General features: G+C 32.2%; 17 protein-coding genes and 1 pseudogene. 12 read left to right on the top strand and 6 right to left on the bottom strand.

Annotated features, from left to right (window positions below; all coding sequences use genetic code 11):
* The first annotated feature begins 13 nt into the window (after nucleotides 1-13).
* From dltA to dltD, 4 genes are read left to right on the top strand one after another with little or no spacing between them, the layout of a single operon-like run.
* Nucleotides 14-1477 (top strand): D-alanine--poly(phosphoribitol) ligase subunit DltA, encoded by a 1464-nt coding sequence (gene dltA, locus NST87_RS09425; RefSeq protein WP_019469680.1) that lies wholly within the window; start codon nucleotides 14-16, stop codon nucleotides 1475-1477.
* Nucleotides 1474-2688: a D-alanyl-lipoteichoic acid biosynthesis protein DltB gene (gene dltB, locus NST87_RS09420; protein WP_040030169.1), complete on the top strand. Its 1215-nt coding sequence runs from the start codon at nucleotides 1474-1476 to the stop codon at nucleotides 2686-2688. The genes dltA and dltB overlap by 4 nt, the downstream gene beginning before the upstream one ends.
* Nucleotides 2689-2705: 17 nt before the next feature.
* A complete protein-coding gene (dltC, locus tag NST87_RS09415; RefSeq protein ID WP_019469678.1) occupies nucleotides 2706-2942 on the top strand; it encodes a D-alanine--poly(phosphoribitol) ligase subunit 2 in 237 nt (78 codons plus the stop codon).
* The gene (dltD, locus tag NST87_RS09410; protein ID WP_040030168.1) at nucleotides 2939-4084 is read left to right on the top strand and encodes a D-alanyl-lipoteichoic acid biosynthesis protein DltD; all 1146 of its coding nucleotides are present in this window, start codon (nucleotides 2939-2941) and stop codon (nucleotides 4082-4084) included. Before dltC ends, dltD begins: the two co-directional genes overlap by 4 nt.
* 163 nt (nucleotides 4085-4247) lie before the next feature.
* Here dltD and NST87_RS09405 read toward each other — a convergent pair whose 3' ends face one another.
* Complete coding sequence (locus NST87_RS09405; protein ID WP_019469675.1) at nucleotides 4248-4490, bottom strand: NifU family protein; 243 nt, start codon at nucleotides 4488-4490, stop codon at nucleotides 4248-4250.
* Between the two features lie 106 nt (nucleotides 4491-4596).
* Between NST87_RS09405 and NST87_RS09400 the strand changes: the two genes are divergently transcribed.
* Nucleotides 4597-4908: a YuzD family protein gene (locus NST87_RS09400; RefSeq protein WP_019469674.1), complete on the top strand. Its 312-nt coding sequence runs from the start codon at nucleotides 4597-4599 to the stop codon at nucleotides 4906-4908.
* A gap of 92 nt (nucleotides 4909-5000) precedes the next feature.
* Here the strand turns inward: NST87_RS09400 and NST87_RS09395 are convergent, their stop codons facing one another.
* The gene (locus NST87_RS09395) at nucleotides 5001-6065 is read right to left on the bottom strand and encodes an NAD(P)/FAD-dependent oxidoreductase (protein ID WP_019469673.1); all 1065 of its coding nucleotides are present in this window, start codon (nucleotides 6063-6065) and stop codon (nucleotides 5001-5003) included.
* A gap of 435 nt (nucleotides 6066-6500) precedes the next feature.
* Here NST87_RS09395 and NST87_RS09390 point away from each other — a divergent pair, with 435 nt between their 5' ends.
* The 7 genes and pseudogenes from NST87_RS09390 to NST87_RS09360 form a co-directional block, all read left to right on the top strand.
* Nucleotides 6501-6737, top strand: coding sequence for a YuzB family protein (locus NST87_RS09390; RefSeq protein ID WP_019469672.1), 237 nt, complete (start codon nucleotides 6501-6503; stop codon nucleotides 6735-6737).
* Nucleotides 6738-6750: 13 nt separating this feature from the next.
* Nucleotides 6751-7110, top strand: a complete 360-nt coding sequence (locus NST87_RS09385; RefSeq protein WP_019469671.1) for a HesB/IscA family protein — start codon at nucleotides 6751-6753, stop codon at nucleotides 7108-7110.
* A gap of 235 nt (nucleotides 7111-7345) precedes the next feature.
* Nucleotides 7346-8554, top strand: a complete 1209-nt coding sequence (locus NST87_RS09380) for an NAD(P)/FAD-dependent oxidoreductase (protein WP_019469670.1) — start codon at nucleotides 7346-7348, stop codon at nucleotides 8552-8554.
* Nucleotides 8555-8737: 183 nt separating this feature from the next.
* A complete protein-coding gene (locus NST87_RS09375) occupies nucleotides 8738-10213 on the top strand; it encodes a M17 family metallopeptidase (protein ID WP_019469669.1) in 1476 nt (491 codons plus the stop codon).
* A gap of 234 nt (nucleotides 10214-10447) precedes the next feature.
* The gene (locus NST87_RS09370; RefSeq protein ID WP_019469668.1) at nucleotides 10448-11764 is read left to right on the top strand and encodes a Na+/H+ antiporter family protein; all 1317 of its coding nucleotides are present in this window, start codon (nucleotides 10448-10450) and stop codon (nucleotides 11762-11764) included.
* 30 nt (nucleotides 11765-11794) lie between these two features.
* Complete coding sequence (locus NST87_RS09365; RefSeq protein WP_019469667.1) at nucleotides 11795-12175, top strand: PaaI family thioesterase; 381 nt, start codon at nucleotides 11795-11797, stop codon at nucleotides 12173-12175.
* 297 nt (nucleotides 12176-12472) lie between these two features.
* Nucleotides 12473-12660, top strand: a pseudogene (locus NST87_RS09360) (transposase); the annotation flags it as partial.
* Between the two features lie 146 nt (nucleotides 12661-12806).
* On the opposite strand, the gene NST87_RS09355 reads toward NST87_RS09360, so the two are convergent.
* The 4 genes from NST87_RS09355 to NST87_RS09340 all read right to left on the bottom strand — a co-directional run bounded on the left by NST87_RS09355 (nucleotide 12807) and on the right by NST87_RS09340 (nucleotide 15186).
* Nucleotides 12807-13952: an NAD(P)-binding domain-containing protein gene (locus NST87_RS09355; protein WP_019469666.1), complete on the bottom strand. Its 1146-nt coding sequence runs from the start codon at nucleotides 13950-13952 to the stop codon at nucleotides 12807-12809.
* A gap of 127 nt (nucleotides 13953-14079) precedes the next feature.
* Entirely contained in the window at nucleotides 14080-14436 is a 357-nt protein-coding gene (locus tag NST87_RS09350; RefSeq protein ID WP_019469665.1) for a Na+/H+ antiporter subunit G1, read from the bottom strand.
* Nucleotides 14414-14707, bottom strand: a complete 294-nt coding sequence (locus NST87_RS09345; RefSeq protein WP_019469664.1) for a Na(+)/H(+) antiporter subunit F1 — start codon at nucleotides 14705-14707, stop codon at nucleotides 14414-14416. The genes NST87_RS09350 and NST87_RS09345 overlap by 23 nt, the downstream gene beginning before the upstream one ends.
* Nucleotides 14707-15186 carry a Na+/H+ antiporter subunit E gene (locus NST87_RS09340; RefSeq protein ID WP_019469663.1) on the bottom strand — a complete coding sequence of 160 codons (480 nt, stop codon included), beginning with the start codon at nucleotides 15184-15186 and terminating at the stop codon, nucleotides 14707-14709. The genes NST87_RS09345 and NST87_RS09340 overlap by 1 nt, the downstream gene beginning before the upstream one ends.
* Nucleotide 15187: the final 1 nt, after the last annotated feature.

Below are 15187 nucleotides of genomic sequence, written 5' to 3'. Positions count from 1 at the left end.
TAAGGAGACTATCATGAAAGACATCATTCGAACTTTAATAGAGCATGGAGAAAACTGCCCAAATCAAGTTGCAGTTAAACATAATGACGAAATTCTGACATATGAAGCGCTCAATTGCTTTGCTAATAAACTTGCAATCCTATTGAAAGATGCTAAAACACCACTAATTTTATATGGGCACATGTCCCCGTTTATGATTGTGGGAATGATAGGTAGTATGAAAGCAGGTTGTGGCTATGTCCCCCTAGATACTTCTATCCCTCAAGATCGTATTCTATCTATTATAAATAAAATAGAGCCTCAATATATATTTAATACTACTGATGAACAACTAGAAATTGAGGATATTTCCTTTATTTCAAAAGAGTTATTAACAAGCGTAAAACAAAATGAAGACATAGTAAGTAAAATTAAAGATTCAGATATTGCTTATACTATTTTCACATCAGGTTCTACTGGAGAGCCCAAAGGTGTACAAATCAGTTATGAGAGCCTCAATCTTTTTACAAATTGGATGTTAGAACTTAATCAAGTTGGTTCAAATCAACAATGGTTAAATCAAGCACCTTTTTCATTTGATTTATCTGTCATGTCTATATATCCATGTTTAATGACTGCTGGAACTTTGAACTTAGTTGATAAAACAATGATTAATAAACCAAAATTATTAAATGAAATGTTAGAAGAATCAAAAATAAATGTATGGGTATCTACACCCTCATTTATGGAAATGTGTCTCATGTTACCTCGCTTAACAGAAACATATTACAGTAATTTAAAGGAATTTTTCTTTTGCGGCGAGATATTGGCAAATAAAACTGCAAAACTATTGCTGCAACGTTTCCCATCTGCATATATTTACAACACTTATGGTCCTACAGAAGCTACTGTAGCAGTTACAAGTATATTAGTTACAGAAGAAGTGATAAATCAGTACAATCCTTTACCAGTAGGATTACCGCAGCCGGGTACGAAGTTATCTTTGACCGATGAAGGCGAACTTATTATTTCAGGGAAATGCGTAAGTAAAGGATATGTCAAAGACGAACTACGTTCTAAAAAAGTATTTAACGAAATAGACGGTCAGAAATCTTATTACACTGGTGACAAAGCACAATTTATTGATAATCAATGGTTTATAAATGGGAGAATAGATTATCAAATTAAATTAAACGGTTATCGTATGGAATTAGAAGAAATAGAATTTCAATTGCGCAAATTAGAAAAGATTAGAGATGCGATTGTTGTACCAACTTATAAAAATAACAAAGTTACTCATTTAAATGCAGCAGTAATATTGAATCATTGTGACGAGGTAAAAGATGTTCAAACTTTGACACATGATATCAAAACTGAATTAAAACCTGTACTGCCTGAATATATGATTCCCAAAAAGATAATATATATGAAAAAATTACCGCTTACAATGAATGGGAAATTAGATCGTAAGAAGATTGCAGAGGCTATATTAAAATGATTCCATATAGCGATTTTACATTCTTTTTTATAGCATTAGCAATTTTGTTACCAGTTATTATATTAGGATTTATGGGCAAACAGAGCAGAATCTATAATGGTCTTAGTACAGCCGTCATGATTATATTAATATTTTCATCGACTAAGCATAATCTATTTGGACAAACGTATTTAAGTTTAGAATTGATAAATTTTATACTTTATCTGATTTGGCAAGTGATGATTATTATATATTATTGGCATTCTCGAGCTAAAAATAATACAACAACAAAATTTATATCGGTTATTTTTCTCTCTATTTTGCCATTGATTGTTGTTAAAGTTATGCAAAGTTCGTGGTTTGGTACTGCACAGTTAAAACTTCATGAGAGTAAAGTTATTGAATTTATAGGGTTTTTAGGTATTTCATATGTAACATTTAAAAGTGTTCAACTATTAATGGAAATTAGAGATGGTTCAATCAAAGAGGTAAGACTTTGGAAAGTCGTACAGTTTATATCATTTTTTCCAACCATTTCTTCAGGGCCGATTGATCGTTACAAACGTTTTGTCAAAGATGACAATAAAATACTGAGTGGAAGTGACTATAGTCATTTATTAGTCAAAGCAATACATTACATCATGCTCGGATTTTTATATAAATACATTATTGCTTATTTAATACAAACATTTGCAATTAATCCATTAATGTCGAATTTTTCTGGTGTTATCACAAAATGGCTATATATGTATGCTTATAGTTTATATTTATTTTTTGATTTTGCCGGTTATTCACTATTTGCGATAGCATTTAGTTATATTTATGGCATCCATACCCCACAAAACTTTAACCAACCATTTAAAGCTAAGAACATTAAAGATTTTTGGAATAGATGGCACATGTCACTCTCATTCTGGTTTAGGGATTGTATTTATATGCGTTCATTATTTTTTATGTCAAAGAAAAAATTACTGAAAAGTCAATTTGCAATGTCGAATATAGCATTTTTCTTAAACTTTTTAATAATGGGTATCTGGCATGGTATTGAAATTTATTATATTGTGTATGGTTTGTACCATGCAGCATTATTTATTGGATATGGCTATTATGAAAAATGGAGAAAAAACCATCGTCCACGTTGGCAGAACCAGTTTACAACTGCTTTAAGTATTGTTGTAACGTTTCACTTTGTAACATTCGGTTTTCTGATTTTTTCTGGAAAACTTTTTTAAAATGAGGAGGAATTATAATGGAATTTAAAGAACAAGTGTTAGATCTATTAGCTGAAGTAACTGAAAATAATATCGTGAAAGAAAATCCTGACATTGAATTATTTGAAGAAGGTATTATAGATTCATTTCAAACGGTTGGTTTATTATTAGAAATTCAAAATAAATTAGATATAGAAGTTTCAATTATGGATTTTGACAGAGATGAATGGGCAACGCCTAATAAGATTGTAACGGCATTAGAAGAACTAAAATGAAATTAAAACATTTTATTCCAATTATTATCAGTCTATGCTTATTTGGGATTTTCTTAATATTACCTTCTAGCTGGTTTAGCGGATTAATTACTCCCAAAACTATAGATAATCAACGCACTTCACTGTCAGATCAAGTGTTAAAAGGTACGCTAATACAAGAGAAAATGTTTAAATCGAACGATTTTTATCCTATTTATGGTTCTAGTGAACTTGGAAAAGATGATCCATTTAATCCGTCCATGTTATTGCGCAACAAAAATACGTATGCTAAACAACCATTTCTAATTGGCACAGGTGGTTCTACAGATTTGGTTAATGCTGTAGAATTGGCTTCACAATATGATTATTTAAAAGGAAAGAAAATGGCACTTATCATATCACCACAATGGTTTACGGACCATGGATTAACTAATAAAAATTTTGATGCACGTATATCTAAAGCACAATTGAATCGTATGTTTAATCAAAAGCATTTAAGTCCAGAGCTTAAACAACGTTATGCAAAGCGTTTATTGAGATTTAAAAATGTAGAAAACCGAAACTATTTAGAAAAAGTAGCTAAAGGTAAAACCAACAGTAAAGACCAATATTTATCACCGTTTAAAATGAATCAATTTGAAAAAATTGAAGCGATAAAGTCGAATTTCCCACTTTCAAATACTGAGCTAGAAGATATTAAACCAGTAACAGCGCAAAATGAAAGTTGGAAAATGCTTCACAATAAAGCTGAACAATATGGCGCTAAACATTCACAATCAAATATGTTTAAAATTAGAGATGAGTATTGGCAATTAATAAAAAAACATAAGCGTAAAGTGAACAGAGATTATGAATTTAATAGTAATTCTCCAGAATTTAAAGATTTGGAGTTATTGGTAGATACTATGCGAGAAGCTGGTGCTGATATTGAGTATATCAGTCTTCCATCAAATGGAAAATGGTACGATCATATAGGTGTAAATAAAGAAAAACGTCAGAAAGTGTATAACAAAATTACGGAAACTGTTGTTAATCGTGGCGGGAAAATTTATGATATGACAGATAAAGATTATGAACCATATGTTATCAGTGATGCGGTCCATATAGGATGGAAAGGCTGGGTTTATATTAGTGAACATATTGCGCAACACATGGGTAAATAGTTGTTTTAAAATTGAACGTGAATGATTTGAATATAAAAATGCACCTTCATTGAACATGAAAGTGCATTTTGTTATGAATCGATTATCATATAACAGATTCATAAACAAAGAATTCTATAAAATTTGACGTTTTTGTTGTTTAATTTATATATAAGTTGATCAACTAGAATACTTGTTCTACTTCTACTACTCCAGGTACTTCTTCATGTAAAGCGCGTTCGATGCCTGCTTTTAATGTGATTGTTGAACTTGGGCATGTACCACATGCACCGTGCAATTGAAGCTTAACAATGCCATCTTCTACATCTACTAACGAGCAATCGCCGCCATCACGTAGTAAGAATGGACGTAGTTTTTCAATTACTTCTGCTACTTGATCAAACATTGTTACGTTTTCAGTTGGCATGGAAATGCCTCCTTTCAAGTATATTATTTCATTTTCTGTCTATCTTTTTATTATAATAGATATATAAAGAAAAATCTATCAATCAAGACAAAAGGGGATAGTTAAAATGAATAAAGTAAGTGTAGTCGTTTATGGTGCAGATGTTGTTTGTGCCAGCTGTGTTAACGCACCAACTGCTCGAAATACTTTTGATTGGCTGCAACCATTGCTCAAAAGAAAGTATCCAGATACACAATTTGAATTTACTTATATCGATATCGAGAAGGATACTGAAAACTTAACTGATCATGATCAACAATATATTGAGCGTATTCAGGAGGATGAATTGTTCTATCCACTTGTAACAATGAATGATGAATATGTTTCTGATGGATATGTACAATTGAGAGATATCACTCAATTTATGGATGCAGATTAATTTAATCATTTAGAAAAAAGACACGCTCATATACATTTAATACATGTTAGTAAAGTATATGAAGACGTGTCTTTATTATTTTTGTTTAAGATTTATCCATTGTGATATTTGTATAACCATAGCACACCAGATTTTAAAATTGAAGCTAAACGACCAGTAACTGTTCTGTCCATGATGTAGGCAAACCCTTTTTTATCGCCAAGAGAGCCTAAGAAACCTTGAACTTTAAGTTCTGGCATTTTTTCTGGTAGAGGCTTGCCTTGCCATTGTAGTTTCATAACATCAGCAATTTGATCTCCTTGCACTTCAGCAAGTTGTGCACTAGGTGCATGAGGCAAATCTGCACAGTCTCCCACTACGTACACATTTTTATAGGTTGGAACTTGATGGTATTGGTTAAGGATCACACGGCCGTCTCTACTAATATCAATTGGTAAATTTCTAACAATTTCCACAGGTTGGATTCCAGCAGTCCAAACGATTAAATCTAATGGTTCAGGTACATCATTATTGAAAATCTTACCAGGTTCCACTCGATTAATATCAGAGTTTGGTACTACTGTTACATCGTTCTTTTTAAACCAATTTTCTATATAACGACTTAATTTTTCAGGGAAACGTTGTAAAATGCGTTCTCCACGATCATATAAGTATATTTGTAAGTCTTTACGACTTTCACGGAGTTCACTCGCTAATTCGATACCACTTAAACCTGCACCTACAATACCAACTTTTGCTCCGTTTGGTAGTTCACTAATATGATGGAATGTTTCCCGTGAACTTGATAACGTTTGGATACTGTGCGTATATTCTGCAGCACCTGGAACATTATGATATTTGTCCTCGCAACCAAGTCCAATAACTAATTCATCATAATCTACTTTTGTGTTGCCAACTGAAATAATTTGATCTTCCAAATTAATATCATTAATTTCTCCATACACAATATTGATACGTTCTGAATCAGGGAAATTCATACGAATATCTTTGTCTGATTTAGTACCAGCAGCTAATTCATAGAATTCTGGTTTTAAACCATGATAAGGCATACGATCAATTAATGTAATAGAATAATTTTCAGGAAGTGCAGATGGTAAAATATGAGACATAATGCGCATATTTCCGTATCCGCCACCCAATAGTACTAAATTTTTCATTTATGATACCCCTTTAGTAAAAATGTATTGAGCAATTTGATAAAAATATTATTTTTGTTCATAAATAATATTTTTATCTATTGTCGTCAATGTAAGTCAATAAATATAATTTGGTTAAATCATATTCGTCTTCATTGAACGAAATACCAATTTCATAATAAGCTTACTTAGATATATTATATGCTTTTTTATATACTTCTACAAATAAACATGATGAATTGTAATTTGTAAATATATATCTTTTAAATGCAATATGATTATAACAATATAAAAAAATTGTGTTAATGACATTTCATACGAAAAACAGTTTTGTTTTAATTTATTTGTAACAAAAATGGCAAAACAGATGAATCAATAATATAAGCTAGTAATTGGTCAAAAACGGTGTGATTTTGTTATAATTGGTAAACTGATAATTAATTGAGAGGGTGTAATATGAATCCAATAGTTGAGTTCTGCATTTCGAATTTAGCGAAAGGTGGAGATTATGTATATAATCAACTTGAAAATGATCCAGGTGTAGATGTTTTAGAATATGGTTGTTTACAAAATTGTGGTATTTGCTCAAGTGGCTTGTATGCATTAGTAAACGGTGATATTGTTGAAGGAGAATCACCAGACGACTTATTACAAAATATTTATTCACATATAGAAGAAACATGGATTTTTTAGGGAGGTAATTTTAATGGCAGTAGTTGAACTGACAGAAGCGGCAGCATACGAAGTTAAAGATATGATGGAACAAAATGATATGCCAAATGGTTTTTTAAAAATTAAAGTTAATGGTGGCGGTTGTACTGGATTAACGTATGGTATGTCTGCAGAAGCTGAACCTAGTGAGAATGATGAAATATTTGAATTTCACGGTGTAAAAGTGCTGGTTGATAAATATGACATACCAGTATTGGAAGGTACAAAAATTGATTTTAAACAATCATTAATGGGTGGCGGCTTCCAAATAGACAATCCAAATGCAATTGCATCTTGTGGTTGTGGTAGCTCATTTAGAACTGCAAAAGTTTCTGGCTCACCAGAAGATTGCTAATAATTGTAAATAGCGTGTTTATAGACTATAGTTCGACTAAGTAAGGTGAGAACTATAGTCTTTTATCTGTTTATGTGAAAAAACAAACAATATATGCGTTTCGGCTTGAAAATAAACTATAAAAACTATAAAATTAGTGTTGGATGAAAAATGTCTTTTTTGTGAATTTCTATGAAAATCAGTAAATTAAAAAGACGATCGCAACAAAAAAATTATGAAAGCTTAGGTGAATGAAATGGCTCAAGAACGTAAAAAAGTTTTAGTTTTAGGCGCTGGTTACGCTGGGTTACAAACTATTACCAAATTACAAAAGCAACTTTCGGCTGATGAGGCTGAAATTACATTAATTAATAAGAATGATTATCACTACGAAGCGACTTGGTTACATGAAGCTTCAGCTGGAACAGTTAGTTATGAAGATGTTTTATACCCAGTTGAAAGCGTGATCAATAAGAATAAAGTAAACTTCATCAAAGCAGAAGTTACAAAAATTGATCGCAATGCTAAAAAAGTAGAAACTGATGCGGGCATTTTTGATTTCGATATTTTAGTTGTTGCTTTAGGTTTCGAAAGTGAAACATTTGGTATTAAAGGTATGAAAGATCATGCTTTCCAAATCGAAAATGTTTTAACTGCTCGTAAATTGGCGCGTCACATTGAAGATAAATTTGCTAACTATGCTGCATCAAAAAATAAAGACGATAAAGATTTAGCTATTATCGTTGGCGGTGCAGGATTTACAGGTGTTGAATTCTTAGGTGAATTGACTGATCGTATCCCTGAGTTATGTAACAAATATGGTGTAGATCAAACAAAAGTTAAAATAACTTGTGTAGAAGCTGCTCCAAAAATGTTACCTCAATTCTCTGATGAATTAGTAAACCATGCAGTAAGCTATTTAGAAAGCAAAGGTGTTGAATTTAAAATTGCTACACCAATCGTTGCTGCAAATGAAAAAGGTTTCGTGGTTAAAGTTAACGATGAAGAACAACAATTAGAAGCGAATACAGTGGTATGGGCTGCTGGTGTTCGTGGTAGCAAATTAATGGAAGAATCATTCGAAGGTGTGAAACGTGGCCGTATTGTTACTAACCAAGATTTAACTATCGATGGATATAATGATATTTTTGTAATAGGTGATTGTTCTGCATTTATTCCTGCTGGAGAAGAACGTCCATTACCTACAACAGCACAAATTGCTATGCAAGAAGGCGAGCACACTGCTAAGAACATTAAAAATATCCTAGAAGGTCAACCAACTCAAGAATTTGAATATGTTGATCGTGGTACAGTATGTTCTTTAGGTGCTAACGATGGCGTTGGTGTTGTTTATGGTAAAGATATCCAAGGTAAAAAAGCTGCATTTATGAAAAAAGTTATCGATACACGTGCGGTATTCAAACTTGGTGGCGTCGGTCTAGCATTTAAAAAAGGTAAATTTTAATAACTGATAAATACTAGATGTATATCTAGTAGTATAAATATTGAGGCTGAGACTATTTTATGTCTCAGCCTCAATTATTATATGTATATTTTTATAAGTTTACACTGTAAATCATTTTTAATAATGAACAGGGATTAATTAATGATACAATGTGACTGAATAAACTGAAATGAGGGATGATTGATGAAAGCAATTATAAATAACACTGCTAAGGTTGAACAAGAAACAATCATTGTCGGTGTACCTGAACACTTAAATCAATTAGAGGCCATAAAAATAGGTGAAGAAGATTTAAAAGACTTATTATCACCTTTAAAGGAACATCAAGTCTTTAGCACTAATGTTGGAACGATATCGACTACATTTTTTAAAGTAGAAGAGAAGGCGCATAAGTTGATTACTGTAGGATTAGGAAATACTAAGGAATTAGGATACAATGATTATTTAAAAATATTCGGTAATTTATTCCAAGCTTTAAATAGCAGTAGAATCACTGAAGCTTCACTGTTATTTAATTCATTTAAATCTCAAAAAGTAGAAAAAGAAATAATCGCTGAAATTCTTGGTCAGCAAAGTGAACAATCAATTTATCATTTTGATGGTTATAAAACCAATAAATCAGCACCTTATCAATTAACATTAGAGATACATACAGAAGAAGATGATATTGCAAAATCTATTGAAAATGGTGAAGCAATTGCAACTGCTGTTAATTTAGCGCGTGATTATGGTAATATACCACCTAATATATTAACACCAGCTTATTATGCAGAACTGATAGAAAACCAATTTAATGACACTAATGTATTTGTTGATATCAAAGATGATGAGACTTTACAAAAAGAAGGGTTTGGGTTAATTCATGCAGTTGGTAAAGGTTCTAAAAATGGACCACGTGTAATTACATTGACTTATAATGGTGGCAAACCAGGAGAAAATCCTATTGCACTTGTAGGCAAAGGCATTACTTATGATTCCGGTGGTTATTCAATTAAATCTAAAACAGGTATGCAGACTATGAAATTTGATATGTGTGGCTCTGCAAATGTAATAGGAATGATCGAAGCTGCCCGTCAATTAGCACTACCTTTAAATATTGTTGGTATTATTGCTGCTGCTGAAAATATGGTGAATGAAGAGGCGATGAAACCAGATGATGTTTACACAGCCCTTAGTGGGGAGTCTGTAGAGGTATTAAATACAGATGCAGAAGGACGTCTTGTTTTAGGGGACGCTGTATTTTATGCTAATCAATTTCAGCCAAATATAATATTAGATTTTGCAACTTTAACTGGTGCTGCTGTAGCTGCGTTAGGTGAAGATAAAGCTGCCGTTTTTAATCAAAATGCTGAAGACACGTTAAAATCTATTCTAGGTCAAGCAGAAATTATGGATGAAAAAGTCTTTGAATTACCAATTACTGCTACAGAACAAGCACTGATAAGAAAAAGTGAGGTAGCTGATTTAGTCAACCATACCAATGGTCAAGGCAAAGCATTGTTTGCAGCAACATTTATCAATCATTTTGCAGGTAATACACCACATTTACATTTTGATATAGCAGGGCCTGCTACTACGAATAAACCAAGTTATAAGGGACCTGCTGGACCTACAGGTTATCTAATATCAACAATCGTACAATGGTTACGTAATCAATAAAATAAACAACATTGAAGTTAAGAAAACATATGCTTCAAGTTAATTTTTAGTAGATTAACTTGAAGCTTTTTTAACTTATATAAAAAGGTCGGCAAGTTTATGAAGCATGTCTCATTTTAATATAAAGTTTTGAATAAATATATCTAAAGATAGGATTGACAATTTGATAAGCAATTGTTATTATAAATCTCGTGATACTTTAGTTCGATAACGTAATAAAGGAGTTGTGCTTTTGTGATAAATGCAGTTGTTATAGCAGTGGTACTGATGATTGTACTCTGTTTATGTAGATTAAATGTTGTTATAAGCTTATTTATCAGTGCACTAGTTGGTGGCTTAATCGCAGGTATGAGCGTCACAGACATTGTATCTGTATTTGGTAAAAATATTGTTGATGGCGCTGAAGTAGCATTAAGTTATGCTTTATTAGGTGGATTTGCTGCGTTGATTTCTTATAGCGGTATTACAGACTATTTAGTAAATAAGATTATCAATGCGATTCATGCAGAAAACAGTAAAATGTCACGTATTAAAGTTAAAGTTATTATTATCGGTGCACTATTAATTATGAGTGTAATGAGTCAAAACTTAATACCTGTACATATTGCATTTATCCCAATTGTAATACCTCCATTAATAAGTTTGTTTAATGAACTTAATATAGATAGAAGACAAATTGCAATAATTATTGGCTTTGGTTTATGTTGGCCATATGTTTTATTACCCTATGGTTTCGGTCAGATTTTCCACCAAATCATTCAAAGTGGATTCTCTAAAGCAGATCATCCAATTGAAATGGGTATGATATGGAAAGCAATGCTGATTCCATCATTAGGCTATATTGTTGGCTTAATCGCAGGTATTTATTATTATAGAAAACCAAGAAAATACTCTGAACATAAAGACATTAAAGATATGAGTGAAATTGAAATTAGACCTTATGTTCTCGTAGTAACGATTATTTCTATTATTGCTACTTTTTTAGTACAGATGTTCACTGATTCTATGATATTTGGGGCTTTAGCTGGTGTACTTGTTTTCTTCATTTCACGCGCTTATAAGTGGACTGAGTTAGATCAAAAATTTGTCGATGGTATTAAAATCATGTCATTTATAGGTGTTGTGATTTTATCAGCAAATGGTTTTGCAGGTGTAATGAATGAAACAGGCGATATAGGTAATTTAGTAAGTGGACTTAGTGGTGTTATTGGAGAGAATAAATTAGTTAGTATTATTGTAATGTACATTATTGGTTTGGTCGTGACTTTAGGAATTGGCTCATCATTTGCTACAATCCCTATTATTGCAACGTTGTTTGTGCCATTAGGTGAATCTTTGGGACTAAGTACCATGGCATTAATTGCTTTGATAGGAACGGCGAGTGCATTAGGAGATTCGGGATCGCCTGCGAGCGATTCAACATTAGGTCCTACAGCAGGTTTAGATGTTGATGGTCAACATGATCACATTCGTGATACATGTATTCCAAACTTTGTTTTTTATAATATTCCATTAATCATTTTTGGCACTATTGCGGCTATGATATTATAGAGCTAAGAATTAGAAAAAGAGGTGTCTTCAATGGCGAATATGCTTGATGCTTTAAAGATAAAGGTAGAGCGACAAGAACATGGACTTATGGTTATGTCTATGCCAGTCACAGATGAAGTGAAACAACCATTTGGCTTTTTACATGGTGGAGCGAGCTTAGCGCTTGGAGAAACAGCATGCTCAATGGGAGCTGCTGACATCATTGATACAGAGCATTTTATTCCTTTAGGTCTAGAAATGAATGCAAATCATATAGGTTCAACGACTGAAGGAACAATATTTGCGACTGCTACAATCATTCATGAAGGTAGTACAACGCAAGTTTGGAACATAGATATCAGAGACCAAAATGATAGATTGATTTGTGTAATGAGAGGGACCGTTGCTATTAAACCACGTAAACGGCAATGAGAAATTAAAGTATTAGATTGGTGATATTAATCTTAATGATTAGCGTGTATTCAAGCTAATTATTATTAAATGTAAACTATATATGAGCTTGGTACAAAAACTAAGAAAAATAGCACGCAGATGATTTAATTAATGCATCTGTGTGCTTCTTTGTTATTCAATATTTCGTATGGTGGGCTCGCTTTCTTAGGGGACAGCTTCAGCTTGTCTTGTTTCCTCAAGCGACACGCCAAAATACAACGTATTCATATGTCATTTCACATTAAAATACTTTAAAAATAAGGTCTTATATTAACCAAAATGATGTTAATAATTATTCTACATGTATACACCAATCTGTATACACTGGTCGTAAAATAGAAGAAATGTTTAATAATCGTATCTGAATTATGTAGCTCTTACAAAATCAAACACCTTTTTATAAAACAATGAATCGTTTTAAAGTAAATCTTAAAGTAGATGTCTTATTAGTATCTTTATTTCTTGGTATTAATGGTATTTAATATGAGCAAATTAGCAACTCAATGAGTTAATTATTATTTCAATTGAAATTGGCTTTTTCACTTGTCCAAGAACTTTATGTCCCAGATTCTTTTGAATATGATTATTTGTTGTTAAATATATCTTATGTTCAATACGTTTTTTTTGATAAAACAGCAGTTGCAATTTTTGCTGCTGCTTCACGGCCACCCATGATGTTGCGAGCAAAGGGACCGAGTTCTAAATCTGCTAGACCACCTGTGACGAATAAATTCGGTAACCATTCTAAATGAGATGAAATAGAAGGCAGTCCCGCATCTGACACAGGTGCATTAAAATTTTTAACGAGCTGCTTGATAATTGGTTGTTGCATTAGTGTATCTTCGAAACCTGTGGCTAATACTACGCTATCATAGAACATACAATATTGTTCTGTACAAATATGATGATGATGTATATCTTTTAATTCATTGATATGCATTATTAATTTGCCTTGCTTCATGTGTTTTTTGAGCCTCAATGCTAATTCTTTAGGCATAGAACCTTTATGGCGCTCTTTTTGAATGATTTTCAGTTTGGTTTTAGAGTCAGTTAATGCACTAAAGTTTGACATTTTTTTGGGACCTAACCAACCTGGATCTGCGTCGAAGTCATGTACGTCAATTATTTTATTTGTCCAAAGATGAATGACTGATTGCGGTTGATGTTGTAGTAATTTTAAAGTGACATGTGCTGCAGAAATCCCACTTCCAACGACATGAGAAGTTTGTTTATGTAAATTTAATTGTGAATCAAAAATATGATATACATCTGGCGTATGTTTAAAGTTATGTGGAATATAGGGTACGTGATTACAACCTGTTGCAATCACCAAGTAATCTGATGTAATCCAATTGTGTTGTGATAATTGTACATGCCATTGTTTTTGGTTGAAACTGATTTTATTAGCAAAACCGACAATATGGTTCTTGTTCAAATTAAATTTATGTAATAGATGGTGAATATGGTCTATAAATAACGCTCGATTTGGTCTTTTATACGGTCCATAACTGGCATTAATATACTGATAACATTTAGCAAATTGATTTAAATGAAAGGGATTAGGGTGTATATGGTGGACACACGGCGAACGTAAATAAGGCATTTGAATGCGCTGAGTATAATCCTCGAATTGCTCGCATAAACTATGATGTGGATCAATAATTGTTAGTTCGTGGTCTTTGATACCTATGGATTTTAATTTTATCGCAATTGTAACTGCTTGGATACCGCCACCGATTATGGTCCAAGTAGACATATTTACAGCTCCTTTTAAAACGTAATAATTACGATTTAATATATCATCACACATCGAATTTAGCAATCATTAATTTTATAAAATAAAAAACGCATCCCAGATAATTGGAATGCGTAAGTTAATGACTTTACAATTTTGTATCTTTTAGGTCTTTTTGTATATCATCACGTTTTGTTCTTTTGGAAGCGGGTGTTCTCAAATTATATGCGGATTTAATAATAAGGTGACTTGCTAGTGGACCTGTTATCAGAATAAATAATATTCCAATAAGTAATTGCATATTTACGTAACCTTCACGACCTATGAAATATAAGAAAACACCACTTATAAGTAACATTGCTCCTAATGTAGCAGCTTTACCAGCAGCATGCGCACGTGCATATACATCATCTAAACGTAAGAGGCCAATCGCAGCTAGTGCACTTATGAGTGAGCCAAGGATAACCAAAATAAGCGCTATACTAATGACGATCGTTGTTATCATGCTCAATCACCTTACCTTTATCCATATATTTTGCAAACACTGCAGTTCCTAAAAACGCTAAAATACCAATTAATAAAATGACAACCATCATATATTTAGTACCTAAGAAAATACTAAATAGTGCTACAATCGCCATTAGTTGGATACCCATTGCATCAAGTGCCACAACCCTATCAGCAAGAGAAGGGCCGATAATGACACGAACAAGCATACCAAACATTGACAATGTTACAATAACTAATGCCACGATTAATATCACGTTGTAGTTCATTAATACTCACCTACCTCTCTTACCACTTTTTCTAGTGATGATTTAATACTTTCTATTTCTTCTTCTTTGGTACTGAAATCAATACTGTGAATATATATTTGTTTGCGATCATCACTGATGCCTAGAACAATCGTACCTGGTGTTAGTGTAATCAAATTTGATAACAACACAATTTGCCAATCTTTTTTCAAATCTGTTGGATAAGTAAAAAAGGCGGGTTCATTGTTAATTTTAGGTTTAGTAACGATTCTAATAACATCAATATTTGCTTTAACCAATTCTACTAAAAATACGATAAATAATTTTATGATTTTATAAATAGTAATAACATAAAATCTACCGGGTAAGACACCACGCATCAGGAATACTAACAATAGCCCAAATATATAACCTAATAGGAAATTATTAAATGTATAGCTACCTGTTACAAATAGCCAAAACACTGATAAAATTAAATTCACTAATATTTGAATTGCCATA

Source organism: Staphylococcus sp. FSL W8-0271 (assembly GCF_038006605.1).
In the GTDB taxonomy this organism is placed as follows: domain Bacteria; phylum Bacillota; class Bacilli; order Staphylococcales; family Staphylococcaceae; genus Staphylococcus; species Staphylococcus cohnii.
Note: the sequence above shows the minus strand (reverse complement) of the source record. Positions and strands in the feature narration are given on the sequence as shown.